22 protein-coding genes are annotated in these 25,705 nt (G+C 67.1%); 12 read left to right on the top strand and 10 right to left on the bottom strand.

Annotation, left to right across the window (positions count from 1 at the left end; translation table 11 throughout):
• Positions 1-31: 31 nt before the first annotated feature.
• A complete protein-coding gene (gene pdxR / locus LXM88_RS28470) occupies positions 32-1,540 on the top strand; it encodes a MocR-like pyridoxine biosynthesis transcription factor PdxR (RefSeq protein ID WP_262546448.1) in 1,509 nt (502 codons plus the stop codon).
• A gap of 109 nt (positions 1,541-1,649) precedes the next feature.
• Here pdxR and LXM88_RS28465 read toward each other — a convergent pair whose 3' ends face one another.
• From LXM88_RS28465 to LXM88_RS28455, 3 genes are read right to left on the bottom strand one after another with little or no spacing between them, the layout of a single operon-like run.
• A complete protein-coding gene (locus LXM88_RS28465) occupies positions 1,650-3,155 on the bottom strand; it encodes a YfcC family protein (protein WP_262546446.1) in 1,506 nt (501 codons plus the stop codon).
• Between the two features lie 43 nt (positions 3,156-3,198).
• Complete coding sequence (locus LXM88_RS28460) at positions 3,199-3,972, bottom strand: IclR family transcriptional regulator (protein WP_262546444.1); 774 nt, start codon at positions 3,970-3,972, stop codon at positions 3,199-3,201.
• Positions 3,969-4,868 (bottom strand): N-formylglutamate amidohydrolase, encoded by a 900-nt coding sequence (locus LXM88_RS28455; RefSeq protein WP_262546442.1) that lies wholly within the window; start codon positions 4,866-4,868, stop codon positions 3,969-3,971. Before LXM88_RS28455 ends, LXM88_RS28460 begins: the two co-directional genes overlap by 4 nt.
• Before the next feature lie 348 nt (positions 4,869-5,216).
• Here LXM88_RS28455 and LXM88_RS28450 point away from each other — a divergent pair, with 348 nt between their 5' ends.
• On the top strand, positions 5,217-6,320 hold the full coding sequence (locus LXM88_RS28450) for a porin (protein ID WP_262546439.1): 1,104 nt from the start codon (positions 5,217-5,219) through the stop codon (positions 6,318-6,320).
• A gap of 32 nt (positions 6,321-6,352) precedes the next feature.
• On the opposite strand, the gene LXM88_RS28445 is transcribed toward LXM88_RS28450, so the two are convergent.
• Entirely contained in the window at positions 6,353-7,189 is an 837-nt protein-coding gene (locus LXM88_RS28445; protein ID WP_262546437.1) for a DMT family transporter, read from the bottom strand.
• 105 nt (positions 7,190-7,294) lie between these two features.
• Here LXM88_RS28445 and selD point away from each other — a divergent pair, with 105 nt between their 5' ends.
• The 3 genes from selD (at position 7,295) to LXM88_RS28430 (ending at position 10,385) form a co-directional block, all read left to right on the top strand.
• A complete protein-coding gene (gene selD / locus LXM88_RS28440; RefSeq protein WP_262546434.1) occupies positions 7,295-8,359 on the top strand; it encodes a selenide, water dikinase SelD in 1,065 nt (354 codons plus the stop codon).
• Between the two features lie 72 nt (positions 8,360-8,431).
• Positions 8,432-9,022 carry a LysE family translocator gene (locus tag LXM88_RS28435; RefSeq protein ID WP_262546432.1) on the top strand — a complete coding sequence of 197 codons (591 nt, stop codon included), beginning with the start codon at positions 8,432-8,434 and terminating at the stop codon, positions 9,020-9,022.
• A 283-nt stretch (positions 9,023-9,305) separates the two neighbouring features.
• Positions 9,306-10,385 (top strand): purine-nucleoside phosphorylase, encoded by a 1,080-nt coding sequence (locus LXM88_RS28430; RefSeq protein WP_262546429.1) that lies wholly within the window; start codon positions 9,306-9,308, stop codon positions 10,383-10,385.
• Positions 10,386-10,593: 208 nt separating this feature from the next.
• Here LXM88_RS28430 and LXM88_RS28425 read toward each other — a convergent pair whose 3' ends face one another.
• A complete protein-coding gene (locus tag LXM88_RS28425; RefSeq protein WP_262546428.1) occupies positions 10,594-10,887 on the bottom strand; it encodes a DUF4148 domain-containing protein in 294 nt (97 codons plus the stop codon).
• Positions 10,888-11,281: 394 nt separating this feature from the next.
• On the bottom strand, positions 11,282-12,286 hold the full coding sequence (gene ceoR / locus LXM88_RS28420; RefSeq protein WP_262546426.1) for a putative multidrug efflux transcriptional regulator CeoR: 1,005 nt from the start codon (positions 12,284-12,286) through the stop codon (positions 11,282-11,284).
• Between the two features lie 174 nt (positions 12,287-12,460).
• Here ceoR and LXM88_RS28415 point away from each other — a divergent pair, with 174 nt between their 5' ends.
• Genes LXM88_RS28415 through opcM form a run of 4 tightly spaced genes read left to right on the top strand, consistent with a single transcriptional unit; the run spans position 12,461 to position 19,364 of the window.
• The gene (locus tag LXM88_RS28415; RefSeq protein WP_047902337.1) at positions 12,461-13,321 is read left to right on the top strand and encodes an alpha/beta hydrolase; all 861 of its coding nucleotides are present in this window, start codon (positions 12,461-12,463) and stop codon (positions 13,319-13,321) included.
• Positions 13,322-13,353: 32 nt separating this feature from the next.
• Complete coding sequence (gene ceoA, locus LXM88_RS28410; protein ID WP_262546422.1) at positions 13,354-14,571, top strand: multidrug efflux RND transporter periplasmic adaptor subunit CeoA; 1,218 nt, start codon at positions 13,354-13,356, stop codon at positions 14,569-14,571.
• Positions 14,572-14,617: 46 nt separating this feature from the next.
• The gene (gene ceoB, locus LXM88_RS28405; RefSeq protein ID WP_262546419.1) at positions 14,618-17,818 is read left to right on the top strand and encodes a multidrug efflux RND transporter permease subunit CeoB; all 3,201 of its coding nucleotides are present in this window, start codon (positions 14,618-14,620) and stop codon (positions 17,816-17,818) included.
• A 10-nt stretch (positions 17,819-17,828) separates the two neighbouring features.
• Entirely contained in the window at positions 17,829-19,364 is a 1,536-nt protein-coding gene (gene opcM, locus LXM88_RS28400) for a multidrug efflux transporter outer membrane subunit OpcM (RefSeq protein ID WP_262546416.1), read from the top strand.
• Between the two features lie 250 nt (positions 19,365-19,614).
• Here opcM and LXM88_RS28395 read toward each other — a convergent pair whose 3' ends face one another.
• Positions 19,615-20,535 (bottom strand): LysR family transcriptional regulator, encoded by a 921-nt coding sequence (locus LXM88_RS28395; protein ID WP_262546414.1) that lies wholly within the window; start codon positions 20,533-20,535, stop codon positions 19,615-19,617.
• A 94-nt stretch (positions 20,536-20,629) separates the two neighbouring features.
• On the opposite strand from LXM88_RS28395, the gene LXM88_RS28390 reads away from it, so the two are divergent.
• The gene (locus LXM88_RS28390; RefSeq protein WP_262546955.1) at positions 20,630-21,718 is read left to right on the top strand and encodes a zinc-binding dehydrogenase; all 1,089 of its coding nucleotides are present in this window, start codon (positions 20,630-20,632) and stop codon (positions 21,716-21,718) included.
• Between the two features lie 218 nt (positions 21,719-21,936).
• Here LXM88_RS28390 and LXM88_RS28385 read toward each other — a convergent pair whose 3' ends face one another.
• Complete coding sequence (locus LXM88_RS28385; RefSeq protein ID WP_262546412.1) at positions 21,937-22,533, bottom strand: TetR/AcrR family transcriptional regulator; 597 nt, start codon at positions 22,531-22,533, stop codon at positions 21,937-21,939.
• Positions 22,534-22,658: 125 nt separating this feature from the next.
• Here LXM88_RS28385 and LXM88_RS28380 point away from each other — a divergent pair, with 125 nt between their 5' ends.
• On the top strand, positions 22,659-23,087 hold the full coding sequence (locus tag LXM88_RS28380) for a Tautomerase enzyme (RefSeq protein WP_262546410.1): 429 nt from the start codon (positions 22,659-22,661) through the stop codon (positions 23,085-23,087).
• A 65-nt stretch (positions 23,088-23,152) separates the two neighbouring features.
• On the opposite strand, the gene LXM88_RS28375 is transcribed toward LXM88_RS28380, so the two are convergent.
• Positions 23,153-24,043, bottom strand: a complete 891-nt coding sequence (locus LXM88_RS28375) for a LysR family transcriptional regulator (RefSeq protein WP_262546408.1) — start codon at positions 24,041-24,043, stop codon at positions 23,153-23,155.
• Between the two features lie 102 nt (positions 24,044-24,145).
• On the opposite strand from LXM88_RS28375, the gene LXM88_RS28370 reads away from it, so the two are divergent.
• Positions 24,146-24,586 carry a PACE efflux transporter gene (locus tag LXM88_RS28370; RefSeq protein ID WP_262546407.1) on the top strand — a complete coding sequence of 147 codons (441 nt, stop codon included), beginning with the start codon at positions 24,146-24,148 and terminating at the stop codon, positions 24,584-24,586.
• Positions 24,587-24,710: 124 nt separating this feature from the next.
• Here LXM88_RS28370 and LXM88_RS28365 read toward each other — a convergent pair whose 3' ends face one another.
• A complete protein-coding gene (locus LXM88_RS28365; protein WP_262546404.1) occupies positions 24,711-25,562 on the bottom strand; it encodes an alpha/beta fold hydrolase in 852 nt (283 codons plus the stop codon).
• Between the last annotated feature and the right edge of the window lie 143 nt (positions 25,563-25,705).

Raw genomic sequence — 25,705 nt, 5'->3', positions numbered from 1 at the left:
AGCCATTTCAATAAATATTCAGGAGCCAATCATGCGCACGAGCGTGTTGTCGGACTGGCTGGCGCAGCGCCTCGTGCGCGGCGGCGAACAGCCGATCTACCGGCAGCTTCACCGGCTGCTGCAACAGGCGATCCTGTCGCGCGAACTGCCGGCCGGCACGCGCGTGCCGTCGTCGCGGCTGCTGGCCGCCGAGCTCGGGATCGCGCGCAACACCGTCACGCAGGTTTACGAACAGCTTGCGCTCGAAGGGTATGTGAACTCGGCGACGGGCCGCGGCACGTTCGTCGCCGACAGCGCGCCGGACGAGATCGTCGGTGCGCCGCCCGACACCGCGGCCGGCCCGGCCGTCGTATTGCCGTCCGCGCGGCGGCTGTCCGCGCGCGGCACGCGGCTGGTCGAAGGGGCCGGCGTGTCGAAGCGCCAGGGCGGCGCGTTCATGCCGGGCGTGCCCGATGTGTCGCGATTTCCGGCGCGCGTGTGGACACGGCTGCACAACAAGTACTGGCGGCGCCTGCGCCCCGACCTGCTGACCTATGCGCCGGGCGGCGGGCTCGCGCTGCTGCGCGAGGCGCTGGCCGACTACCTGCGCACGTCGCGCTCGGTGCGCTGCACGCCCGAGCAGATCGTGATCACGACCGGCATCCACCAGTCGATCGACCTCGCGGTGCGGCTCCTGACCGATCCGGGCGACGCGATCTGGACCGAGGACCCGTGCTATTGGGGCGTGCGCAGCGTGCTGAACGTGTCGGGGCTGACCACGCGGCCGATCCCGGTCGACGAGGAAGGCATCGCGCCGTCGGCCGCCGATCTCGCCGAACCGCCGAAGCTGATGCTCGTCACGCCGTCGCACCAGTATCCGCTCGGGATGGTGATGAGCCTCGCGCGGCGGCGCATGCTGCTCGAATACGCGCGTCAGCATGGCTGCTGGATCATCGAGGACGACTACGACAGCGAATTCCGCTACGGCAGCCGGCCGCTCGCGTCGCTGCAGGGTCTCGACACGGCCGGGCAGGTGATCTACGTCGGCAGTTTCGGCAAGACGCTGTTCCCGGGGCTGCGGGTCGGTTACCTGGTCGCGCCGGAACCGCTGGCGGAAAGCTTCGCGACCGCGAGCGCCGAGCTGTATCGCGAAGGGCAGTTGCTGCAGCAGGCGGTGCTCGCGGAATTCATCGCGGAAGGACACTTCGTGTCGCATATCCGCAAGATGCGCACGCTGTACGGGCAGCGCCGCGAGGTGCTGCTCGATGCGGTTGCGCGCCGCTACGGCGATACGCTGCAGGCGCTCGGCAGCGACGCGGGGCTGCATCTCGTCACGCAATTGCCGGCCGGCGTCGACGATCGCGCAGTCGCGCAGGCCGCGCTCGAACGCAACATTGTCGTGCGGCCGCTGTCCGGTTATTACGCGGATCGCGGGCGCGCGGCGCCGGGGCTGCTGCTCGGCTATGCGTGCGTGCCGGAGGACGAGATCGCGACGGCGTTCGCGACGCTTGCGGAGGCGATCGACGAGCGGGCGTTCGGTGGCGCGATTGCGGTGGCTTGAAAACGGTATCCGGCTTCGGCGTCGTTTTGCGATGCCTGCCGTCGGGCCGGGAAGGATTCATGCTCTCCGCGGCGCGGAGAGCATTCGCGTTCTACGACGCAGGTGAGGGTCAATACCCGATCCACACCGCGAACGTCAGCACGACGCACGACAGCGCGAGCAGCGTCGCGAACAGCGGCAGCACGAAGCGGATCCACGCGCCGAAATCGACACGCGCGGTCGCCAGGTACGCGAGCAGCATTCCCGACGTCGGCGTGACGAGGTTCGTCAGTCCGCCGCCGAGCACGAACGCGAGCACCGACGTCTGGCCGCTCACGCCGGAAAGCTGCGCGATCGGCCCGATGATCGGCATGCTGACCGCGGCCTTGCCCGACACCGACGGAATGAACACGTCGAGCACCATCTGCACGCCCATCAGCCCGTTCGCGACCCACACCGGCGACTGCCCGTCCGCGAGCCGCGTGAAGAAATGGATCAGCGTGTCGAGCACGAGGCTGTTCTGCAGCAGCAGCTCGACCGACGCGGCGAGCCCCATCAGCAGCGCGGCGAGCATCATGTTCTTCATCCCGTCGACGAACGCGTCGGCCGCGCTGCGCGAATCGAGCCGGCCGATCAGGGCCGTCGCGATGCTCACGGCCGCATAGAACGCCGCGAGTTCGACGTTGCCCCATTTCAGTTCTCGGGTGCCGTAGATCAGCATCGCGACAGCCGCGGCGAACACGGCCAGCGTCGCCTTGTGCCGCAGCGACAGCTTCGCGGCCGCGTGCGCGGCGTGGCCCCGCGCAGTTTGTCCGGCCCGGTAGCCGGTGTTGCGCACGTAGCGCAGCAGGTACAGGATGCCGATCGTCAGGAATACGACGAATACGGCCGCGCGCAGCGCAACGCCGCTGAACAGCGGCACGCCGACGAGCGGCTGCGCGACGGCGAGCGCGAGCGGGTTCGTCACCGACGCGATATAGCCGATCTTCGCGGCGAGCGCGACGAGCGCGACCGCGAACAGGTCGGATAGCCCGAGGCGCCGCGCGATCACGACGACCATCGGAATGATCACGAGGTATTCGGAGATGAAACCGAGCAGCGTGCTGCCGAGCCCGATCAGGATCATCAGCAGCGGCGTCAGCAGGTACGCATTGTTGCCGGTGAGCTGCAGCAGCCGGTCGATGCCCGCATCGACGACGCCCGTCTTGCGCATCACGCCGAACATTCCGCCGACGAACATCACCATCACGATCAACGGCGCGTTCTTCAGCAGCCCTTCCGGCACCGCGACGAACGCGGACACGAGGCTCGCCGGCAGCGCATGCGCGGGCGTGCTGTGGCTGACGGCCGGCGCGACGAGCGTCGCGAGCGAGGTCGTCTTCGGCACCACCTGATAGGTGCCCGGGATGACGAGCCGGCCGTTGCGCGCGAAGTGGCCGGAGTCGACGATCCACGTGAGCGCGATCGCGGCGGCCAGCACCCACAGCATCATCACGACCGGGTGCAGCATCTTGCCGTGCGGATGCGGCGCGTGGCCGGCGGGCGCCGCCGGATCGCCGGCCGCCGGATCGTCGGCCACGATTGCGGCAGCGTCGGCGCCGTGCGCGCCGGCGGGGTTCGGGGAAGAGGCGGACATCGGATCCTCGTCGGGTCGGTTCGTCGGTGAAGGAAGCGGGGCGTCAGGCCGGTTGCAGCGCGGCGCGCGCCGGAACGTAGCCGAGTTCGGCGGAAATCGCGTGGCTGCACGCCTGCAGGCGTTCGAGATAGTCGGGGATGTCCGCGTGGCTCACGCGCACCTCGGGGCCGGTCACGCTGACCGACGCAACCGTCGCGCCCGTCAGGTCGCGTACCGGCACCGCGATCCCGACCGCGCCGGGCGTCACCTCGCCGCTGCTCACCGCATAACCCTTGCGCGCGACCGCGTCGAGTTCGCCGGCGAGCTTCGGCAGGTCGTCGGCCAGCCCGCTCCTGCGCAGTTGCGCGAGATATTCGTCGCGCACCGCGTCGGGCGCGAACGCGAGCAGCACCTTGCCCGATGCGCCGAAATTGATCGGCCGGCGGTTGCCGACCGAGCCGACGGTGCGCACCGCGTGCGTCGTTTCGCAACGCGCGACGCACACCGATTCGAGCCCTTCGCGCACGCGCAGCACGATGGTCTCGTTGATCGCCTGGTTGAGCGCGAGCATGTGCCGGTGCGCGGCGCGCACGAGCGCGTTCTGCTGCGACGCGGCCACGCCGATCACGAACGCCTGCGGGCCGAGCGCATAGGTGGACGTGCGCGCGTCCTGCACGACGAAGCGGTGCAGTTCGAGCGTGCACAGCATCCGGTATGTACGCGACTTGTTGATGCCGAGTTGCGACGCCAGTTCGGTCACGCCGAGGTTCGGATGCTCCGCCACGTAGGTCAGCAGCTTCAACGCGCTGTCGACGGCGTCGACGATATAGGTCGTCATGCGGCACCTCCCGGCGATGCGACGCGCGCACGCACGTAACCGGCGAGCGCGTCGAGGTATGCGTCGACCGAGCGCTTCAGCGCGGCGAAACCCGCGTGTTTCGCGAACGCGGCTTCGTCCATGTACAGCGCGCGGTTGAATTCGATCTGGATGCTGTGACGCTGCCGCGCGGGATCGGCGAGCGCGGTCAGCAGGTCGCCGCCCTGGTACGGGTCGTTGATCTGCACGCGGTAGCCGGCGTCGGCGAACCACTGCGCGGTCCATGCGGTGAACGCCGGATCGGCGGTCGTGCCGCGCCGGTCGCTGACGACGACGTCCGGCCGCAGCACGCCCGCGTCGACGTTCATCGCGTTGCCGCGCGACTTCATCGAATGGCAGTCGATGTGCCACAGCGCGCGATGCGCGGCATGCAGCGGCTCGGCGATGCCGGCAAGCGCGCGGCGGTACGGCAGGTAGTACGCGTCGATCCGGTGGCGTACTTCGGCGAGCGACAGCTTGCGGTCGTACAGCGGCACGCCGGGCAGTGCGTCGCGCCGGATCAGCCCCATCCCGCGCTGCGTGTACGGCTGCGGCGAAAGCGGCTCGGGCCACGGCTCGGCGAGCAGCGTCGCGTCGATGTCGGTTGCCGCGCGGTTCGGATCGATGTACGCGCGCGGGAACGTCGCGCCGAGCAGCGTGCCGCCGCGCGCGGGGGCGCCGGCCCACAGTTCGTCGATGTACGCGTCCCACGTCGTGCGGATCGCATCGTGCGGCGCGACGGGGGAGAAGTCGGGCGGATACGCAATGCCGCTGTGCGGCGAATCCACGACGATCGGCAGCGCGGGCGCCGTCGGCTGCGCGACGAAATACGCGGGCGATTCGCCGAGGGGCGCGTTGTTGCAATTAAACGTCAGCATGGGATCAGGTTCTTTACCTAGTTTCTCGAAGCGTCTCGCGCGTTTGTTTTAATGATTAAAACAGCGTATCAATATTTCACAACGGCAGAAAATTGCGGTCAAGGGCTTTTTTCGGTGCCGGGATTACGCGCGGCGATCGGCCTGTATCGCCCGTAGTTATTGGGTTTGTTTCATTCTTCGAAACACCTGGTGGATCAGGTCGTTGTGACTCCCGTGTGCGATTTTTGGCATGGCTTGACGCTTCAAATCGCCGAATTCGACAATGAATAAGACGATGTTTTAATCAATAAAACACGTTTCGGGAGAATTAAATCACTCCCCATATTCAATCGACAAAAGGGGTCGGAGATGAAACGGAAAGAGATGGCGATCGCGCTGGCAGGCATTGCGATCGCGGCGGGTGCGACGCATGTGCACGCGCAGTCGAGCGTGACGCTGTATGGCGTCGTCGATTCGGGGATCACGTACACGAACAACCAGAACGGGCATGCCGCGTGGCAGGCGACCGGCGGCAACGAACAGGGCACGCGCTGGGGGCTGCTCGGCAAGGAGGCGCTCGGCGGTGGCACGCGCGCGGTGTTCCGGCTCGAGAACGGCTTCAACATCGAGAGCGGCGCCGCGAGCCAGGGCGGCCGGATCTTCGGGCGCCGCGCGTACGTGGGGCTCGAAAACGACCGCTGGGGCACGTTGACGATGGGCCGCCAGTACAACGCGGCGCAGGAAGTGCTGGAGCCGCTGCAGATCGGCGCGACCACCGCGCTCACGCAGTACGCGCTGCATCCGTTCGACACCGACGACCTGAACAACACGTTCCGCACCAACAACTCGGTGCAGTACCAGACGCCCACGTTGTACGGGCTGCGCGCGGTCGGCCTGTACGGCTTCTCGAATTCGACGTCGTTCGCCGAGAACCGCGTGTGGAGCCTTGGCGCGAGCTACGAGAACGGGCCGCTGCAACTCGGCGCCGCGTATGTGCGCGTCGACCATCCGGCACTCGACACGACCGGCGCGGCGGCGTCCGACAACTACTACACGTTCATCAAGGGCGTGACGCGCCAGCAGATCTGGGGCGCGGGCGGCGCGTATGCATGGGGCGCCGCGACGTTCGGGCTGCTGTACACCAGCTCGCTGTTCAACCTGCAGACGGGCGGCGCGATACGCTTCAACAACTACGAGGGCAGCGTGCGCTACCTGATGACGCCCGCGCTGCAGTTCGCGTTCGGCGAAACCTATACGCAGGTGCTCGCGTCGCAGGGGCCGAAGCCGAGTTCGCACTACCTGCAGACGAGCATCGGCGCGCAGTATTTCCTGTCGAAGCGCACCGATATCTACGTGAATGCGTTCTACCAGCGCGCGTCGTCGAACGCGGTGGCCGCGATCGAAGGGATCTCGAATCCGTCGAGCACGCGTACGCAGATCGTCGCGGTGACGGGTATCCGCCACAAGTTCTGACGCGGCGGGCCGCGGGCGCGCGTTGCTTCCGCTTAAAGCCGGATCAGCGCTGCGCCCGCAACCACCAGCGCGCACGCGGCGAGCCGCTGTGCGCCGGGCCGCTCGCGCATCACGAACCAGCCGATCGCGACCGCGAAGATCGAGCTCGTTTCGCGCAGCGCCGACACCGTTGCGACCGGCAGGTGCCGGTACGCGAGGATCACGATCGCATACGCGGCGAGCGAGATCGTGCCGGCGATCGCGCCCTGCGTGAGTGCGGTGCGCGAGCCGAGCACCGCGCGCGGGCCGCCGCGCACCGCGCAGACGAGCACGAGTTGCGGCACGCTCCACAGCAGGTACACCCACGCGATGTAGCCGAGCGTGCTGCCGGACACGCGCGAGCCGACGCCGTCGCAGATCGAATACGCGGCGATGAACACGCCTGTGAGCAGCGCATACGGCACGCCTTCCCCGGAGAACCGGAAGCCGCGGCGCAGCGCGAGCGACATGATGCCGAACGACACGAGCGCGATGCCGGCGAAGCCGAACGGCGTCGGCCGCTCGTGCAGCACCGCGAACGCGAGCACCGACACGAGCAGCGGCGAGATCCCGCGCGCGATCGGATAGATCTGCCCGAATTCGCCGCTGCGGTAGGCGCGTGCGAGCGTGAAGCAGTACGCGACCTCGAGCGCGGCCGACGCGGCGACGTACGGCCACGCGGCGGGCGCCGGCGCGGGCAGCAGCACGGCGCCGGCGACGCCGAACGCGAGATACGGCAGCGACATCGTGCCGAGCTGGACGAGCCGGTCTTCGCTGACGTGCAGGAACGCATTCCAGATGGCGTGCAGCAGCGCGGAGCACAGCACGAGGCCGATGAACAGGTGATCCATGAATGAGGGGACGGACGAGGGCGAGCGCCGACGATTATGTGGGTATCGGGCGCGCTCGCGCGGAATTGTCGATAATGGAGTGTTGTTATTCACCGGATGCCGACGATGACCGAAGCCACTCAAGCCCAGCCTGCCGTTCCGCGCCTCACGAGCCTGTCGCACGGGGGCGGTTGCGGCTGCAAGATCGCGCCGGGCGTGCTGTCCGAGCTGCTGAAGCGCGCGACGCCGCCCGCGCTGTTCCCGGACCTGCTGGTCGGCACCGAGACGTCCGACGACGCGGCCGTGTACCGGCTGAACGACGAGCAGGCGATCGTCGCGACCACCGACTTCTTCATGCCGATCGTCGACGATCCGTTCGACTTCGGCCGCATCGCGGCGACCAACGCGCTGTCCGACGTCTATGCGATGGGTGGCAAGCCGATCCTCGCGCTCGCGCTGGTCGGGATGCCGATCAACGTGCTGCCGCACGAGACGATCGCGGCCGTGCTGCGCGGCGGCGAAGCGGTATGCGCCGACGCCGGCATTCCGGTCGCGGGCGGCCATTCGATCGATTCGGTCGAGCCGATCTACGGGCTCGCGGCGATCGGCGTCGTGCATCCGTCGCGCGTGAAGCGCAACGCGGCCGCGCGCGCGGGCGACGTGCTCGTGCTCGGCAAGCCGCTCGGCGTCGGCGTGCTGTCGGCCGCGCTGAAGAAGAGCCAGCTCGATGCCGCAGGCTACGCGCAGATGGTCGCGACGACCACCAAGCTGAACCGGCCGGGCACCGAGCTCGCCGCGTTGCCGGGCGTGCATGCGCTGACCGACGTCACGGGCTTCGGGCTGCTCGGCCATACGCTCGAACTGGCGCGCGGCGCGCACCTCACCGCGCGCGTGCACTACGCATCGCTGCCGTGGCTCACGGGTGTCGAGGCGTTCGTTGCCAACGGCGTGTTCACCGGCGCATCGGGTCGCAACTGGGCCGCGTACGGCACGGACGTGCGGCTCGCCGACGGGCTGCCGCCCGTCGCGCAGGCGCTGCTGACCGATCCGCAGACGTCGGGCGGCCTGCTCGTCGCGTGCGCGCCGGAAGCGGTCGACGAAGTCCTCGCGTGCTTCCGTGCCGACGGCTTCGACCGCGCGGCCGTGATCGGCGAGATGGTGGACGGGCCCGCGCGCGTCGACGTCGCGTGACGCGGCATTGCCACACTGGATCGTTTGGCGGTCGCTAGAATCGATGCCTTCCGTCGAAGGCGTTGACGACCGATGAACGACTTCCTGTTCGGGCTGATGATCGCGCTGTCGGTCGGGCCCGTCGCGCTGATGATCGCGAACTACGGCATGCGCGCCGGCACCGTCACCGGCGTGCGCGCGGCGGTGGGCGTGGCCGCCGCCGACGGCTGCTATGCGGTCGTCGCGTTCACGATCGGCGCGATGCTCGCGAGCACGCTCGCGTCGCACCTGTCGCTGTTCCGTGTCGTCGGCGCGTTCGTGTTGCTCGCGATGGGCACGCGGATGCTGTGGCACGCGCTGCGGGATCGGCGCCGCACGCTCGACGGCGATGCGCCGCCGCCGGGCACTCGCCCGTTCACGTCGATGTTCTTCGTCACGCTCGCGAACCCGCTCACCATCCTGCTGTTCTATGGCTACGCGACGGCGGCTGCCGGTGCGCATCGGCACTGGCTGTTCGGCGCCGCGTGCGTGTTTGCCGGCAGCCTCGCGGGGCAGCTCGTGTTCGCGTTCGGCGGCAGCACGATAGGACGCATCGTGAAATCGCCGGGGTGGCTCGCGGCGAGCCATGTCGTCGCCGCGCTGGTCGTGCTCGGTTACGGCGTCGCGGGGCTCGTGCGCGTGTAGCGGTTCGGGGGCCGGCCGAAGTCGACGTCGACGGATGCGATGCGCAGCGGTATGTCGGCAGGCGTTCGTTCCTGCCAACCGAATAGCATTCCTGATGGTTGTCATGCACGGCGACGGTGCGAAACCGACGACGCACATCGCATTGCGCAACATGTGTACGGTCGCACGAAACACCGGACGTCGTTTCGTAACCGGGTTCCGCATCGTACGGGCCCGTTCTATACTCCCTCGCGCAGTCTCCGACAGCCGTTCTCACCCAACATCATCGAAACAAGGAACGCCGATGCTGACTCGCTCCATTCTTTCTGCCGCCGCATTCTCGCTCGCAGCCTGTGCGACCGCGCCGTCGATCGCGCAGGACAACCAGGGCAACAACGCGGGCAACGCTGCATTTGCCGAGACCGGTGCACAGGGCCGCCCGGTCAAGGTCATGATCATCACGATGTTCGGTCCGGAGGGCCAGGCCTGGCTCGACCGGATCGGCCCGTGGCGCGACATCGCCGTGCCGGGCCTGTCGCCCGACTATCCGGCCGTTCACTGCAACAAGCAGGACGTGTGCGTGGTGACGACCGGCATGGGTTATGCGAACGCGTCGGCGACGATCATGGCGCTCACGTTCTCGCAGCGCTTCGATCTGCGCCGCACGTATTTCCTGATCTCGGGCATCGCCGGCGTCGACCCCGCGCAAGGCACGGTCGGTTCGGCTGCGTGGTCGAAATATCTCGTCGATTTCAGCCTGCAGTGGGAGCTCGATGCGCGAGAGATTCCGGCCGGCTGGAACACGGGCTTTCTCGGCATCAACACGAAGAGTCCGAACGACAAGCCGCCGCTCGACTACCGCACCGAAGTGTTCCAGCTCAATCCGCAGCTGACCGACGCCGCGTACGCGCTGTCGCGCAACGTCGTGCTCGCCGACAGCGCGCAGGCGCAGGCCGCGCGCGCGAAGTTCACGTATGCGCCGGCGAACCGGCCGCCGACGGTGATCCAGTGCGACACGTCATCGGGCAACACGTGGTTCTCGGGCACGCTGATCGGCGAGCGCGCGCGCCAGTGGACGAAGATCCTGACGGACGGCAAGGGCACCTACTGCATGACCGCGCAGGAAGACAACGCGACGTACGAAGCGCTCAAGCGCGCGGCAAGCGTGAAGCGGGTCGACCTGTCGCGCGTCGCGGTGCTGCGTACCGGGTCCGACTTCGACCGGCCGTATGCGGGGCAGACGAGCGCCGACAACCTGCTGAACTACGCGGACCAGGGCGGCTTCGCCCCGGCGACCGAAAACCTGTACCGCGCGGGCAATCCGCTCGTGCAGGACATCGTGACGCACTGGGGCGAATGGCGCGACGGCGTGCCGCGCAGGTAATGGCCGGACGATGACTCAGCCGGCGGTCAATGCGAATGCGGGGCCGAACGGAACGGCGTCCAGACCGGCGTGGTGTCGTCCCAGTGATCGAGCGGCGAAGGAAGTTGGTCGTTCATCATGTGCTCCTGCAACTAACTGACTCTGCGAGTCGTCGATGGGTGTTTCGCGACGCCGCGCACGGGGCGACCCGCTGCGCGGCGTTGCGCGTTTACCGGCCTCCGCCGGCGAGCTGATTGCTTTCCGGCATCGAGCGATACGGGCCTTGCGCGAGTTCGAGCCCTTGCGGATACGAAGTCGCCTTGCGCAGGTACGCGAGCGTGCCGTCGCGGCGAGCCTGTTCGACTTCCGCGCTCACTTCGGCGCGCGTGCGCGGGCCGTAGTGCTGCGAATACCACGACGTATTGCCGTAGTCGCCGGCGTGCGGCGTGCCCGAGTCGGCGAAGGCAGGCGCGGACGCGGCGAGCGTGAGGGCGAGGGCGGAGAGAAGATGGCGGTGGTTCATGGCGTAACTCCTGACTTTCGGAGTCGGCGCTTCAGCGCTTTCTCCGGTCCCATCGAGCGGGATCTGTTCGATGCGCAACGAGGTGCGCGACAGGGTTTACTCTAGGTATCTGTTCCGCCGCGATAAATGCTGCAGATGCGAATTGATTTGTCGTCGCAATGGAACAATGGTTATCCGCGCGGCCGGCAGGGGCATTCGCCAATCGCCGGCAGCCCCATGCGGCGGGGCTCACGCGGCTGCGACGACGGCGCGCAACGACGCACGCGGGCGATTGCCGCGCGCGGCACAAAGGATTGCTGCGGATTCGGGAACGATGGCGGGCGCCGCGCGGGAACGCGGCGCGAAGGCGGGACGACGCGCGGGCCTTGCAGCCCGCGCGCGTTGGTTCAGACGATTACGCGACCCACTCGTTGATGACCGGCGTATCGAGCGCCGGCGCGCGTTCGGCTTCCTCGAACGTGCGCTTGCTGCACGTCGCGTCGAGGCTGCCCTTGCCGCTCAGCAGCGGGCAGCGGTCGAACACTTCGGCGATCCAGTCGACGAACACGCGCACCTTCGGCGACAGATGTCGGCTGTGCGGATACACGACCGAAATCGGCATCGGCAGCGGCTTGATGCCGGGCAGCACTTCCTTGAGCCGGCCTTCGCGCAGGTGCGGTAGCACCATGAAGAGCGGCGGCTGGATCAGCCCGAAGCCTTCGACTCCGCAGGTCACGTATGCATCCGCGTCGTTCACCGACACGATGCTTTCCATCTTGATCTCGGTTTCCTTGCCGTCGATCAGGAACGACCAGTCGATCGTGCGGCCGGTGCGGCTCGAGAAATAGTTGACGGCCTTGTGCTGGCTCAGGTCCTCGATCGTCTTCGGCTCGCCGAAGTGCTCGAGATAGGTGGGCGCGGCGACCGTCACGCCTTCGAACAGGCCGACCCGGCGCGCGACGAGCGACGAGTCCTGCAGCGCGCCGACGCGTATCACGCAGTCGACGCCTTCCTGCAGCAGGTCGACCGGGCGATCGGACAGGCCGAGCTGCAGGTCGATGTCCGGATAGCGCGTGTGAAATTCGCACAGCGACGGAATCACGAGCAGCCGCCCGATCGAACCCGGCATGTCGATACGCAACTTTCCGTGCGGCTTCCGGTTGTTCGCCTGGAAGCTTGCTTCGGTTTCCTCGACGTCCGCGAGGATCCGCACGCATCTTTCGTAGTACGCGGCGCCGTCCGGCGTCAGCGACAGCCGGCGCGTGGTCCGGTGCATCAGCCGCACGCCGAGGAACGCTTCGAGATTCTGGATGATCGTCGTGACGGACGCCCGCGGCAAGCTGAGCGTTTCTGCTGCCTTGGTGAAGCTGCTTGTATCGACGACGCGAGTAAACACCTGCATGGCCTGAAGCCGGTCCATCACAACCTCCGCAATCTAATTTGCCGCCGGAACAACAAGGCTGCGCTACCTCGTGGGTGAACGCAGCCTCGGATTGTTCGGGGGCGTTGAATTGTGTTGCCGGATTATAGGCATTTATCCCAATGTCTGCCGGACCCAGAATTCGTTCCATCTCGAAATGGATGCTGCATCGTCATGGACGCTTCTGAATTCAGCAAATTCCTGAAAGCCGCGCTGCCCGCTCAAGCCTTGGCGGGCGCGGCGCTGACGGTCGCCGAAGTGGAAATTCCCGGCTACGCGCAGGACATCGTGCTACGCCTCTACCGCCGCCCGGACAAGACCGGGCTGCCAGTAGTGCTTTATTTCCACGGCGGCGGTTTCGTCCGCGGTTCGCTCGAAGACGCCGATTTCGCCGCGCGTTTTTTAGCAGAACGCTTACCAGCTCTCGTAGTGTCGGTCGATTATTCGCTCGCACCGGCCTTTCCTTTTCCGGCCGCGCCGGAGGATGCGTATCGCGCGGCCGTGTGGGCCGCGACGCGTGCCCGCGCGTTCGGCGGCAATCCGAAGAAGATCGGTGTCGCGGGCCACGACGCGGGCGGCCAGCTTGCGAACTGTCTGGCCTTCATCGCACGCGACCGCGGCGAGGTGTCGATCGCCGCGCAGGCGCTGTTCGGGCCGATGCTCGACCCGAGCATGACGCGCATCGGCGACGCCGAGCGCCTCGCGTCGGACATCACCGCGCGCGAATGCGCGGCATGTTATCGCGCGTATCTGCCGCAGGCCGCGCAACGCATGCACCCGTATGCGGCGCCGCTCGAATCGGTGCGCCTCGCGGGGCTGCCGCCGACGCTCGTCGTCACCGCGCAGAACGACGTGCTGCACGTCGAAGCGGAGAAATATGCGGGCTGCCTGATTTCGTCGGGCGTGCTCACGCAGGTGATCCGCTATCCGGATATCACGCATGCCGCGCTCGCGACGCACGAAGCCGCATTCGAGGAAGCCGTGCGCTTCTTCCAGTGCCGCTTCCAGGCGCGCCAGCCGAACCGTTCCGAATAACCAGAACCAATCCACGTTTATTGGAGATCCACATGGCCATCCTACGCACCTCCCGTTCCCGAATCGCGACAGCGGCGATCGTGACGCTCGCCGTCGTCGGCCTCGGAACGTTCGGCGCAATGCGCGTGAACGCAAACGGACCCGAAAAGGCGGCCGCGCCGCTGCCCGAAGTCGACGTCGCGACCGTCGTGCCGCAGACCGTGACCGACTGGCAAGCTTATTCGGGCCGCCTCGAAGCGATCGAGAAGGTCGACGTCCGCCCGCAGGTGTCGGGCACGATCGTCGCGGTGAACTTCAAGGACGGCGCGCTCGTGAAGAAGGGCGACGTGCTGTTCGTGATCGACCCGCGCCCGTACCAGGCCGAAGTCGACCGCGCGGCCGCGCAGCTCGCGGCTGCCCAGGCGCGCAATGGTTATGCGCAGACCGACTGGCAGCGCGCGCAGCGGCTGATCGGCGACAACGCGATCGCGAAGCGCGATTACGACGAGAAGCAGAACGCGGCCCGCGAGGCGGCGGCGAACGTGAAGGCGGGCGATGCCGCGCTGGAAACGGCGCGCATCAACCTCGGCTACACGCGCATTACCGCACCGGTGTCGGGCCGCGTGTCGCGCGCGGAGATCACCGTCGGCAACGTCGTGTCGGCCGGTGCATCGGCCGCGCCGCTGACGACGCTGGTTTCGGTGTCGCCGATCTACGCGTCGTTCGATGCGGACGAGCAGACCTACCTGCAATACATCAACGGCGCGCGCGACGGCCGCAAGGTGCCGGTCGAGCTCGGCCTCGCGAACGAAACCGGCTACTCGCGCAGCGGCGTGATCGATTCGGTCGACAACCGGCTCGACACGTCGTCCGGCACGATCCGTGTGCGCGCGCGCTTCGACAACGCCGACGGTGCGCTCGTCCCGGGCCTCTACGCGCGCGTGAAGGTCGGCGGCAGCGCGCCGCATGAAGCGTTGCTCGTCGACGACGCGGCGATCAACACCGACCAGGACAAGAAGTTCGTGTTCGTCGTCGACCAGCAGGGCCGCGTGTCGTACCGCGAAGTGCAGCAAGGGATGCAGCACGGCAACCGGCGCGTGATCGTGAGCGGGCTTTCCGCGGGCGACCGCGTGGTCGTGAACGGCACGCAGCGCGTACGGCCCGGCGAGCAGGTGAAGCCGCACATGGTCCCGATGACGGGCGGCGATGCGCCGTCCGCGCCGCTCGCGAGCACCGCGAAGCCGGCCGCACCGGCGAAGGCGGATTCGTAAGCGGCACGCCGCTACGTTTTCCGCGTTCAACCAGACAGAGCCATTCATGAACATTTCCAAATTCTTTATCGACCGACCGATCTTTGCAGGAGTCCTATCGGTGATCATCCTGCTGGGCGGGGTGATCGCGATGTTCCTGCTGCCGATTTCGGAATATCCGGAAGTCGTGCCGCCTTCCGTGATCGTGAAGGCGCAGTACCCGGGCGCGAACCCGAAAGTGATCGCCGAGACGGTCGCGTCGCCGCTTGAAGAGCAGATCAACGGCGTCGAGGACATGCTCTACATGCAGTCGCAGGCGAACAGCGACGGCAACATGACGATCACCGTCACGTTCAAGCTCGGCACCGATCCGGACAAGGCCACGCAGCTCGTGCAGAACCGCGTGAACCAGGCGCTGCCGCGCCTGCCGGAAGACGTGCAGCGGCTCGGCATCACCACGGTGAAGAGCTCGCCGACGCTGACGATGGTCGTGCACCTGATCTCGCCGGACAACCGCTACGACATGACCTACCTGCGCAACTACGCGCTGATCAACGTGAAGGATCGCCTGTCGCGGATCCAGGGCGTCGGCCAGGTGCAGCTGTGGGGTTCGGGCGACTACGCGATGCGCGTGTGGCTCGATCCGCAGAAGGTCGCGCAGCGCGGGCTGTCCGCCGAGGACGTCGTGCAGGCGATTCGCGAGCAGAACGTGCAGGTCGCGGCCGGCGTGATCGGCGCGTCGCCGTCGCTGCCCGGCACGCCGCTGCAGTTGTCGGTGAACGCGCGCGGCCGTCTGCAGACGGAAGACGAGTTCGGCGACATCGTCGTGAAGACGACGCCGGACGGCGGCGTCACGCGCCTGCGCGACATCGCGCGGATCGAGCTCGATGCGTCCGAATACGGGCTGCGCTCGCTGCTCGACAACAAGCCGGCGGTAGCGATGGCGATCAACCAGTCGCCGGGCGCGAACTCGCTGCAGATCTCGGACGAAGTGCGCAAGACGATGGCCGAACTGAAGCAGGACATGCCGGCGGGCGTCGACTACAAGATCGTCTATGACCCGACGCAGTTCGTGCGTTCGTCGATCAAGGCCGTCGTGCACACGCTGCTCGAAGCGATCGCGCTGGTCGTGATCGTCGTGATCGTGTTCCTGCAGACCTGGCGCGCGTCGCTGATTCCGCTGATCGCGGTGCCGGTGTCGATCATCGGCACGTTCTCGCTGCTGCTCGCGTTCGGATATTCGATCAACGCGTTGTCATTGTTCGGGATGGTGCTGGCGATCGGGATCGTGGTCGACGATGCGATCGTCGTCGTCGAGAACGTCGAGCGCAACATCGAGAGCGGGATGAACGCGCGGCAGGCGACCTACAAGGCGATGCAGGAAGTGAGCGGGCCGATCATCGCGATCGCGCTGACGCTCGTCGCCGTGTTCGTGCCGCTCGCGTTCATGTCGGGCCTGACCGGCCAGTTCTACAAGCAGTTCGCGATGACGATCGCGATCTCGACGGTGATCTCGGCGTTCAACTCGCTGACGCTGTCGCCGGCGCTGTCCGCGATCCTGCTGAAGGGGCACGGCGAGAAGGAAGACTGGCTCACGCGCGTGATGAACCGCGTGCTCGGCGGCTTCTTCCGCGGCTTCAACAAGGTGTTCCATCGCGGCGCGGAGAACTACGGCCGCGGCGTGCGCGGCGTGCTGTCGCGCAAGACGCTGATGCTGGGCGTGTACCTCGTGCTGGTGGGCGCGACCGTGCTGGTGACGAAGGTCGTGCCGGGCGGTTTCGTGCCGGCGCAGGACAAGGAATACCTGATCGCGTTCGCGCAATTGCCTAACGGTGCATCGCTCGACCGTACCGAGAAGGTGATCCGCGACATGGGCTCGATCGCGCTGAAGCAGCCGGGTGTCGAGAGCGCGGTGGCGTTCCCGGGGCTGTCGGTGAACGGCTTCACGAACAGCTCGAGCGCGGGCATCGTGTTCGTCACGCTGAAGCCGTTCTCCGAACGGCACGGCAAGGCGCTGTCGGCCGGTGCAATCGCAGGCGCGCTGAACCAGCAGTACGGTGCGATCAAGGACTCGTTCGTCGCGGTGTTCCCGCCGCCGCCGGTGCTCGGCCTCGGCACGCTCGGCGGTTTCAAGATGCAGATCGAGGATCGCGGCGCGGTCGGTTATGCGCGGCTCGCGGATGCGACCAACGACTTCATCAAGCGCGCGCAGCAGGCGCCCGAGCTTGGCCCGCTGTTTACGAGCTACCAGATCAACGTGCCGCAGCTCAACGTCGATCTCGACCGCGTGAAGGCGAAGCAGCTCGGCGTGCCGGTTACCGATGTGTTCAACACGATGCAGGTGTATCTCGGCTCGCTGTACGTGAACGACTTCAACCGCTTCGGGCGCGTGTACCAGGTGCGCGTGCAGGCCGACGCGCCGTTCCGCCAGCGCGCGGACGACATCCTGCAACTGAAGACGCGCAACGACAAGGGCGAGATGGTGCCGCTGTCGTCGCTCGTCACGGTGACGCCGACGTTCGGCCCGGAAATGGTGGTGCGCTACAACGGCTACACGGCGGCCGACATCAACGGCGGCCCGGCGCCCGGCTTCTCGTCGGGGCAGGCGCAGGCCGCGATCGAGCGGATCGCGCACGAGACGCTGCCGCGCGGCGTGCGGTTCGAGTGGACCGACCTCACGTATCAGCAGATTCTCGCGGGTAACGCGGCGATCGTCGTGTTCCCGATCAGCGTGCTGCTCGTGTTCCTCGTGCTCGCCGCGTTGTATGAAAGCCTGACGCTGCCGCTCGCGGTGATCCTGATCGTGCCGATGAGCATTTTGTCGGCACTCACAGGCGTGTGGCTCACGCAGGGCGACAACAACATCTTCACGCAGATCGGCCTGATGGTGCTGGTGGGGCTGTCGGCGAAGAACGCGATCCTGATCGTCGAATTCGCGCGTGAACTGGAGCACGACGGCAGGACGCCGCTCCAGGCCGCGATCGAGGCGAGCCGGATGCGGCTGCGCCCGATCCTGATGACGTCGATCGCGTTCATCATGGGCGTCGTGCCGCTCGTCACGTCGACGGGTGCGGGTTCGGAGATGCGCCATGCGATGGGTGTCGCGGTGTTCTTCGGGATGCTCGGCGTGACGCTGTTCGGGCTGATGCTGACGCCGGTGTTCTACGTCGTGCTGCGCACGCTCGCGGGCGGCAAGATCCACGTCGCGGGCAAGGACTCGGCCGGTTACGGCGTGACGCCCCCGGGCGTGCCGGCTTCGGATGCTTGAGGATAAGAAGATGGACAACATGCACAACACGAATGGCCTGATGCGCTTCGCGAAGGTGGCGGCCGCGAGCACCCTGCTCGCGACGCTGCTCGCCGCGTGCGCGGTGGGCCCCGACTACAAGCGCCCGGATGTGTCGACGCCCGCCGCGTTCAAGGAAGCGCCGACGCTCGCCGCGGGCGAGCAGGCCGGCACGTGGAAGACGGCCGAGCCGTCGGACGGCGCGCATCGCGGCGAATGGTGGACGGTGTTCGGCGACCCGGTGCTCGATTCGCTCGAGACGCAGGCGCTCGCCGCGAACCAGAACCTGAAGGCCGCGGCCGCGCGTGTCGAGGAAGCGCGTGCGGCGACACGTACGGCGCGCTCGCAATGGTTCCCGCAGATCGGCGCCGGTTTCGGGCCGACGCGCGAAGGGCTGTCGTCGGCGTCGCAGTTCCAGCCGCAAGGTACGGGCCCGACCACTGCGACGCTGTGGCGCGCGCAGGGCACGGTGTCGTACGAGGCCGACCTGTTCGGCCGCGTCGGCCGCAACGTCGAGGCGTCGCGCGCCGACCAGGCGCAGAGCGAGGCGCTGTTCCGTTCGGTGCAGCTCGCGCTGCAGGCGGACGTCGCGCAGAACTACTTCGAACTGCGCCAGCTCGACTCGGACCAGGACCTGTACCGCCGCACGGTGGAATTGCGCGATCAGGCGCTGAAGCTCGTGCAGCGCCGCTTCAACGAAGGCGACATCAGCGAACTCGACGTGTCGCGTGCGAAGAACGAGCTGGCCACTGCGCAGGCCGATGCGGTCGGCGTCGCGCGCCGGCGCGCGGCCTCCGAGCATGCGCTCGCGATCCTGCTCGGCAAGGCGCCCGCGGATTTCGCGTTCAAGGAAACGCCGATCGTGCCGGTCGGCGTGAAGATTCCGGCGGGCCTGCCGTCCGCGCTGCTCGAACGCCGTCCGGACGTGTCGGCGGCCGAGCGCGCGATGGCGGCCGCGAACGCGCGGATCGGCCTCGCGAAGTCGGCGTATTTCCCGAAGCTCGACATCACGGGTGCGTTCGGCTATGAGGCGTCGACGCTCGGCAACCTGTTCCTGTGGTCGAGCCGCACGTTCCTGCTCGGGCCGTTCGCCGGCACCGCGCTGACGCTGCCGCTGTTCGACGGCGGGCGCCGTGCCGCTGGTGTGCAGCAGGCGCGCGCGCAGTACGACGAGCAGGTCGCGAACTATCGGCAGCAGGTGCTCGTCGCGTTCCGCGAGGTCGAGGACAACCTCGCCGATCTGCGCCTGCTCGACGACCAGATTCGCGCGCAGGATGCGGCCGTCAATGCGTCGCGCCGCGCGGCGACGCTGTCGCGCACGCAGTATCAGGAGGGCGAGGTCGCCTATCTCGACGTGATCGACAGCGAGCGGTCGGTGCTGTTGTCGCAGTTGCAGGCGAACCAGTTGACCGGTGCGCAGGCCGTGTCGACCGTGAACCTGATCCGTGCGTTGGGCGGCGGGTGGGGTGCGGCGCCGACGGCGGTCGGCGATGCGGCGACGGCCAAGCAGGAAGTCGCCGTGCGTTGAGATGCCGGCCCGCGCACGGCGGTCCGCGACGGGCCGCCGCAACCGTGCACTTCGAACCATCCCGATCCGTGGCGACGCGGATCGGTTTTTTTCAGGTTCTTCGCGGATTTCCTCGGATGTCGCTTGCCGACCTGAAGGCGACTTTCGGTTCTTGCTGAAGCCCCCATTCGTTACGAGCCGGGTTATCCAGGTTTTCCCGGGGAGGGGCACGAATGAAAGGGGCGTTCGCGAGCGAGTTCGATCGCGATGACTATCCGTGCCAATCCGCCGCGATCCGCGCCAGCGTCTCCCGCAGCCAGACGCTACCCGGATCGGCCTGATTGCGCGGATGCCACGCGGCGAACAGCGAGAATCCGCGTGCGTCGAACGGCAGCTCGAACACGTCGAGCACGTCGCGATAGCGCGTCACAAGCCGCGTCGGCAGCGTCGAGACATAATCCGTTCGCGCCAGCAGCTCGGGCACGAGCGTGAAGTGCTGAACCGAAAGGACAACGTGGCGTGTGCGTCCGAGCGACTGCAAATGCTCGTCCATGAAGCCGAAGAAGCTGCCGCCGCTCGTCGAGACGAGCACGTGTCCGAGTGCGCAGTAGCTATCCAGATCCAGCGGTGTGAGCCCGCGCGGATGCCCTTTGCGCTGCACGAAGATGAAATGCTCGTCGTATAGCTTGCGTGCCTTCGTCCACGCCGGAATCATCCGTTCCGAGCCGATCAGCAGATCGATCTCGCCGCGTTCGAAGCGCTCGACGCTCGTCGAATGCTCCGCGACAACGAACGCGAGCTGCACGCCCGGCCCCGCATGCTCGGCCCAGGACTGCATCAGCTGAAAACCCAGCACGGCGATCGCCTGATCGCTGGCGGCAATGACGAAACGACGCGTGTCGGCAAAGGGGTCGAAGGCCGGCTGTTGGCGAACGACAGCTTCGAGTTGTTTGAGCACGTCGCGCAGCGGCGACATCAGCGCCATGGCGCGCGTACTTCTCGTCATGCCGCGGCCGCGCGGCGACGGAATCAAAAGCGGATCGCCGAAAATCCGCCGCAGCCGCGCGAGCTGTGCCGACAGCGCCGGCTGCGTCAGATTCAGACGCTCGGCCGCGCGCGTCACGTTGGCTTCCTCGAGCAACGTGTCGAGCGACACGAGCAGATTCAGATCGATGCCTTTTATATCGACCACGTTGATAGGTCCAATTCCGATAATTAATTTCAAGAATACGTTGGCCGCGACTACAGTTCAATCGTCCGATGCCCTTTTCTTTGGAGGAGAGACGATGAAAGCCTGGATGCTCGACGAACCCGGCAAGCCCCTGGCCCTGCGCGACGAACCGACGCCGCAACCGCGGCGCGGCGCCGTGTTGCTGAGGATGGAGGCGGTGCCGCTGCTTAGCTATACACGTGCGTACGTCGAAGGCAAGCTGCCGTATGCATTTCCGCCCGGTCCGTTTTCGCCGGGGACGAACGGCGTCGGCAGTATCGTGGCCGTCGGGGAAGGCGTATTTGGCTTGCGACCCGGACAGCGTGTGGCAGTGCATCCGTACTGGGTGGCCGATGAAGCGGTGGCTGAGCCCGAGCAGATTTTGATCGGCCTGACCGGTGTCAGCGCCGCCAGCGCGCCGATGCTGGTCGATTTTCCGCATGGGGCGCTGCGCGAGGTCGCGGAATTCCCCGCTTCGACCGTGGTGTCGCTCGATGGCCTCGACGACGTGCCGTCGGCACGCCTGGCGGCACTCGGCAAATTTTCGGTGCCGTTCGGCGGCTTGCGTCGCGGCAGACTCGAGGCCGGCGAGACGGTGGCCGTGAATGGCGCGACGGGCTACTTCGGCTCGGCGGCCGTTATCGCGGCACTGGCGCTCGGGGCCAGTCGCGTCGTCGCGCTCGGCCGCCGCGCCGAGCCGCTCGCGAGGCTCGGCGAACTGGGCCGCGGCCGCGTTGTGCCGATCGTGCTGACGGGCGACGGCGCACGCGATCTCGCCGCGATTCGGGCGGCGGCCGGCGGCGGCGTCGATCTCGCCTTCGACATGGTCGGCCATGCACAGGAACCGGATGCGACGCTTGCGGCGCTGCGCAGCCTGCGCCGCAACGGGCGGCTCGTGCTGATGGGCAGCATGGACGTCGATTTGCCGATCACGTACCGCGAGATGTTGCTCAACAACTGGGAGCTGATAGGCAACTTCATGTACTCGCGCGCCGATTACCTTGCGCTCGTCTCGCTAGTGGCGTCGGGGCTGTTGTCGCTCGACGCGGTCGAGCTTTCGACCTATCCGTTCGCGCGACTCGAAGAGGCGATCGATCGCGCGAGTGCGGCACAGGGGCTGCAGTGCACGGTCGTCAGTGCGGAGGGAAAACCGGCCTGGGGTTGAGCGCCGCGCGACCGATCGAACCGCGGGTGGCTCTCGCGGCGAGCCGACGCATCGGGATGCCGGAAGGGGAGTGCGCAACGAGCAACAGGCCGGGCGGCTGTCAGGTGGGCGCCCGGGAAATTTGAAATGTAATCGGGACCGTCCGCTTCCGGCCGAACACCGACAGCCTGCCCCGCGCGCTTTGGAAATCCGCGAAGAACCCTTTTGCAGGCAGTCCGCTATTTCTGTTTTTCCGGCTGCGCATCCGCCCGTTCGGCGATTGCCACCGCGTAGCGCTCGACGGCATCGGCAATCCGCTTTGCCAGCACGGGGTCGCGCACCGCGCGGGCGAGCGTGACGCCACCCGACAGCAGCGCGAGGAATGCGATCGCGCGGTCGTCGTCGGGTGGTTCGCCCAGTCCGGACGACACTTCGTCGACGATCTGCCGCAATGCCTGTTCATACGCGTCGCGGGTGTCGTCGTCGGCGCGGATCACTTCGGGGGACAGGCTCGGCAGCGCGCAGCTTTCGCCGAGTTCGCAGGTGCGCCGCGGCCCGAGGTAGAACGACACGAACGGGCGCCGCCAGCGCGCGCCATGCTCGGCCTTGAACGTTGCGACCCCTTGGCGGAGCTGGTCGAGGCCCGCGAGGACGACGCTGCGGAACGCTTCGCCCTTCGATTTGAAATGCCCGTAGAACGCGCCGTTGGTGACGCCCGCCGCCTTCGTCAGCGGGCCGATGCCGGAACCGCCATACCCCTCCTGACGGAACAATCGGCTCGCGGCATCGAGGATGCGCGCGCGGGTTTCGTGCTTGTGCTCGACGGAATAACGCATGACAGGCTCGCTTCAGAGCGATCGCTCTTTATCTTGCATAGAGAGCGATCAGTGTCTAATGTATAGAGAGTGACTGATATTTATATCACGTCACGATTCCGATGACCTGACCAGGAGGAAGTGCGATGCCGATCACGCTGACGGTTTCTGAAGGGGTGTTCACGCCGGACGACGAAGGGCCCGTGTTTGCCGAACTGACCGATGCGCTGCTGGATGTCGAAGGACTGACCGGGAATGCGTTCCTGGCGCCGAACGTGGTGGGCACGCTCAACGTGCTGCCGCGGCACCGGACCTTCGTGCACGGACGGGCGGAGCCCGCTGCATTCGTCGAACTGAAGCTTCCCGCCGTGGCGCTCGCGGCGCCCGACACGCAGCGGCAATTCGTCGAACGGGCGACCGCGATCGTGCTGCGCCGGGCCGGCGGGCGGCTGACACCGGCGCAAGTGTGGGTGAATGTCGTCCATGCCGTCGATGGTGGATGGGGTATTGCCGGACGACGCTACGACAACGCATCGCTCGTCGATTCGATCCAGCGTGCGGCGGCTGCGCAGTAACTGCAACTAACGGTCGAGCCGTCAGGCGTTGACCGACGGTGCGGCGGCGATCGCCGCCGCGCCGATTATTGGTTGTCGCCGGCAGCGCGCAGTGCCCGCACGAGTTCGCTCGCCGCCTTGCCGAGCGCCGTGTGCTTCGGCCGCCGCAGGTACACCGGTAACGGCAGCCCGTTGCGGATGTTCGCGAACGCGAGCGGCGCGAGTTCGCCTGCCCTGACGTACCGGCCGATCATCGATGCGGGCAGGTTCGCCCAGCCGTGACCGGCTGTCACGAGCGCGATCGCCGTGGCCATGTCGGTCACCTTCCACGTGCGGTTGCCGATCACGGGCCGCACGTCGGTCAGCGGCCGCTCGGGATCGGCGATCACGATCTGCCGGAAACCCGACAGTCGCTCGATCGCTTCAGGGTGCGCGGCTTCGGCGATCAGCCGATGGCTCGGCGCGGCAACTGCAATCAGCGTCTCGGTCCACAGCGCGTGAATCTGTTCCTGCGGATGCAGGTCGAGCCCGCCGTACGCGACGCACAGATCGACGGCGCCACGATGCAGCGCGTCGACGATCGCGTCCTGCGGCGCTGTGACGATGCTGATCGCGAGCGCCGGATACTTCGCGGCGACGGCTGTCAGCGCGCGGGCGACGGGCGCGCCGTCGAGTTCCGCCGCGAGCCCGAGCCGCAGCGTGTCCTCGACGCCTTCCGACAGGTGCTGCGCATGCGCGCGCAGCGCGTGCAGCCGTTCGGCGATCGACCGCGCGTCGGGCAACAGCGCGGCCATCGCGGCGGTCGGCGTCGGTTCGCGCGTGCCGCGGTCGAACAGCACGAGATCGAGTTCGGCCTCGAGGTTCGCGATCGCCATGCTGACCGCCGACGGCGTGCGGCCGAGTGCGCGCGCGGCCGCCGAGAACGAGCCTTTGTCGATGACGGTCAGCAGCATGTCGATGTGGTCGCTGGTCAGCATGCGCGGCCTTCCTCCTGTCAGAAAAATTGAAAGGACCTGACTTTTGCGGACAGGGTACCCGCTGCTAGTCTCGCCACCTTGTTCGATTCGAAGGGGATGGTCATGCAAGGCTGGAAGCGACGCATAGTCTACGTCGTGATGTTCGAGGTGCTCGGCATCCTGATCGCGTCGACGGTGCTCGGCGTGCTGAGCGGCGCGAGCGCCGAAACGAGCGGTCTGCTGGGCGTGATGATCTCGACGACGGGCGTCACCGTCAATTTCCTGTACAACCTCGCGTTCGAGGCGTGGGAACGGCGGCGCGCGGCGACGACGCGCACCGTCGGGCGGCGCGTGCTGCACGCGGTCGGGTTCCAGGTCGCGCTCGTGACGTTCCTGATCCCGCTGATCGCGTGGTGGCTCGACGTGTCGCTGGTGCAGGCGTTCCTGTTCGACGCAGTGCTGATCGTGTTCTTCCCGATCTTCACGTTCGTGTACAACTGGTCGTTCGACAGCGTGTTCGGGCTGCCGGATGCGGTGACGCGCAAGGCCGAGCCGGTCGCGTAACGCGGTGCAGCGAATATCGGCCGACTGAATGTGCCGGCGGATCGCCGACAGCGACGCGCCGACAACGCGCGGCGTGCGGGAACGAAACGGGGAAGATCGGGCGGAACGAAAGCCGCCCGGGAAATTACGCGGCGATGAACTCGTGCACGTAGCGGTTGAACACGGCGGGGCTCGCCGCATTCATCCCGTGCGACGCGCCGGCGACGGTCTGCCGTTGCGCGTCGCCGATCCACTGCGACAGCGTGTCGACGTTGTTGCGGAACATCTTCGGGCTGCGCTGGCCGTCGATCAGCAGCGTGCGGCATGCGATATCGCCGGCCGTGTGCTGCGAATACGCGGGCAGCGGATCGCGCAGCTGCTTCGGCAGCGTGCTCGCGTTGTCGATCGCCATCGTGCGGAAGCGCGACGTGCTCTTCTTCCATGCGCCCGGCAGGCTCACCGAATCGACGAACATCTCGAGACCGGATTCGACGTCGCCTTGCCCGATCAGGTTCACGGCCTTCGTGCGCAGCGCGAGCGCGGCGGCCGGCAGCGCGGCTTCGCGCACGCCCTGCTGCTGCAGCGGGCCGCCCGGATCGGCGAGCGTCAACGTGTCGACGAGATGCGGATGCTGGCGTGCGACGTTGAACGCGACGCTGCCGCCACGCGAATGGCCGACCAGATGCACGGGGCCGAGATCGAGTGCGTCGATGAATTCGGCGAGCTCGTCGACGTGGTTCTGCCAGCTGAACTCGTCCTGGATGCCTGCTTCGACGGCCGGCCAGTAATGGCTGAGGCTCGGCGCGATGCAGCGGTAGTGGGCCGACAGCGCCGCGAGCTGCGGATCCCAGTAGCGGTAGTCGCACAGCGAGCCGTGCACGAACACCATCGGCGCACCGCTGCCCCGCTCGACATACGGCAGGCTGATGCCTGACGAAAGCGTCGCAAATTGCAGGTCGGGGTTCGCGAGCACGGACGGCTCGATTCGCATGTTCATGACTGAAAGACTCAAAGGTGCGTCAACACGACGCAACTATGCATCACGGCGACCTGCAAGGAAAACGCATAATTTTCATCGTGACGATCAATTTTATTGATGGCTCGGCTGAAAACCCTTGTCGGAGCGAGAGGGCTGTGTCC

Source organism: Burkholderia sp. S-53 (assembly GCF_025560745.1).
Taxonomy (GTDB): domain Bacteria; phylum Pseudomonadota; class Gammaproteobacteria; order Burkholderiales; family Burkholderiaceae; genus Burkholderia; species Burkholderia pyrrocinia.
Note: the sequence above shows the minus strand (reverse complement) of the source record. Positions and strands in the feature narration are given on the sequence as shown.

Bases quoted from the DNA above. Each gene is read 5' to 3' on its own strand.
- ceoA (WP_262546422.1), top strand. From the start codon at position 13,354: ATGGCCATCCTACGCACCTCCCGTTCCCGAATCGCGACAGCGGCGATC.
- LXM88_RS28385 (WP_262546412.1), bottom strand. From the start codon at position 22,533: ATGCGTTATTCCGTCGAGCACAAGCACGAAACCCGCGCGCGCATCCTC.
- LXM88_RS28455 (WP_262546442.1), bottom strand. From the start codon at position 4,868: ATGCTGACGTTTAATTGCAACAACGCGCCCCTCGGCGAATCGCCCGCG.
- LXM88_RS28435 (WP_262546432.1), top strand. From the start codon at position 8,432: ATGAACGACTTCCTGTTCGGGCTGATGATCGCGCTGTCGGTCGGGCCC.
- LXM88_RS28370 (WP_262546407.1), top strand. From the start codon at position 24,146: ATGCAAGGCTGGAAGCGACGCATAGTCTACGTCGTGATGTTCGAGGTG.
- ceoR (WP_262546426.1), bottom strand. From the start codon at position 12,286: ATGGACCGGCTTCAGGCCATGCAGGTGTTTACTCGCGTCGTCGATACA.
- ceoB (WP_262546419.1), top strand. From the start codon at position 14,618: ATGAACATTTCCAAATTCTTTATCGACCGACCGATCTTTGCAGGAGTC.
- LXM88_RS28425 (WP_262546428.1), bottom strand. From the start codon at position 10,887: ATGAACCACCGCCATCTTCTCTCCGCCCTCGCCCTCACGCTCGCCGCG.
- LXM88_RS28380 (WP_262546410.1), top strand. From the start codon at position 22,659: ATGCCGATCACGCTGACGGTTTCTGAAGGGGTGTTCACGCCGGACGAC.
- LXM88_RS28445 (WP_262546437.1), bottom strand. From the start codon at position 7,189: ATGGATCACCTGTTCATCGGCCTCGTGCTGTGCTCCGCGCTGCTGCAC.
- LXM88_RS28460 (WP_262546444.1), bottom strand. From the start codon at position 3,972: ATGACGACCTATATCGTCGACGCCGTCGACAGCGCGTTGAAGCTGCTG.
- LXM88_RS28390 (WP_262546955.1), top strand. From the start codon at position 20,630: ATGAAAGCCTGGATGCTCGACGAACCCGGCAAGCCCCTGGCCCTGCGC.
- pdxR (WP_262546448.1), top strand. From the start codon at position 32: ATGCGCACGAGCGTGTTGTCGGACTGGCTGGCGCAGCGCCTCGTGCGC.
- selD (WP_262546434.1), top strand. From the start codon at position 7,295: ATGACCGAAGCCACTCAAGCCCAGCCTGCCGTTCCGCGCCTCACGAGC.
- LXM88_RS28365 (WP_262546404.1), bottom strand. From the start codon at position 25,562: ATGAACATGCGAATCGAGCCGTCCGTGCTCGCGAACCCCGACCTGCAA.
- LXM88_RS28465 (WP_262546446.1), bottom strand. From the start codon at position 3,155: ATGTCCGCCTCTTCCCCGAACCCCGCCGGCGCGCACGGCGCCGACGCT.
- LXM88_RS28415 (WP_047902337.1), top strand. From the start codon at position 12,461: ATGGACGCTTCTGAATTCAGCAAATTCCTGAAAGCCGCGCTGCCCGCT.
- LXM88_RS28375 (WP_262546408.1), bottom strand. From the start codon at position 24,043: ATGCTGACCAGCGACCACATCGACATGCTGCTGACCGTCATCGACAAA.
- LXM88_RS28430 (WP_262546429.1), top strand. From the start codon at position 9,306: ATGCTGACTCGCTCCATTCTTTCTGCCGCCGCATTCTCGCTCGCAGCC.
- opcM (WP_262546416.1), top strand. From the start codon at position 17,829: ATGGACAACATGCACAACACGAATGGCCTGATGCGCTTCGCGAAGGTG.
- LXM88_RS28450 (WP_262546439.1), top strand. From the start codon at position 5,217: ATGAAACGGAAAGAGATGGCGATCGCGCTGGCAGGCATTGCGATCGCG.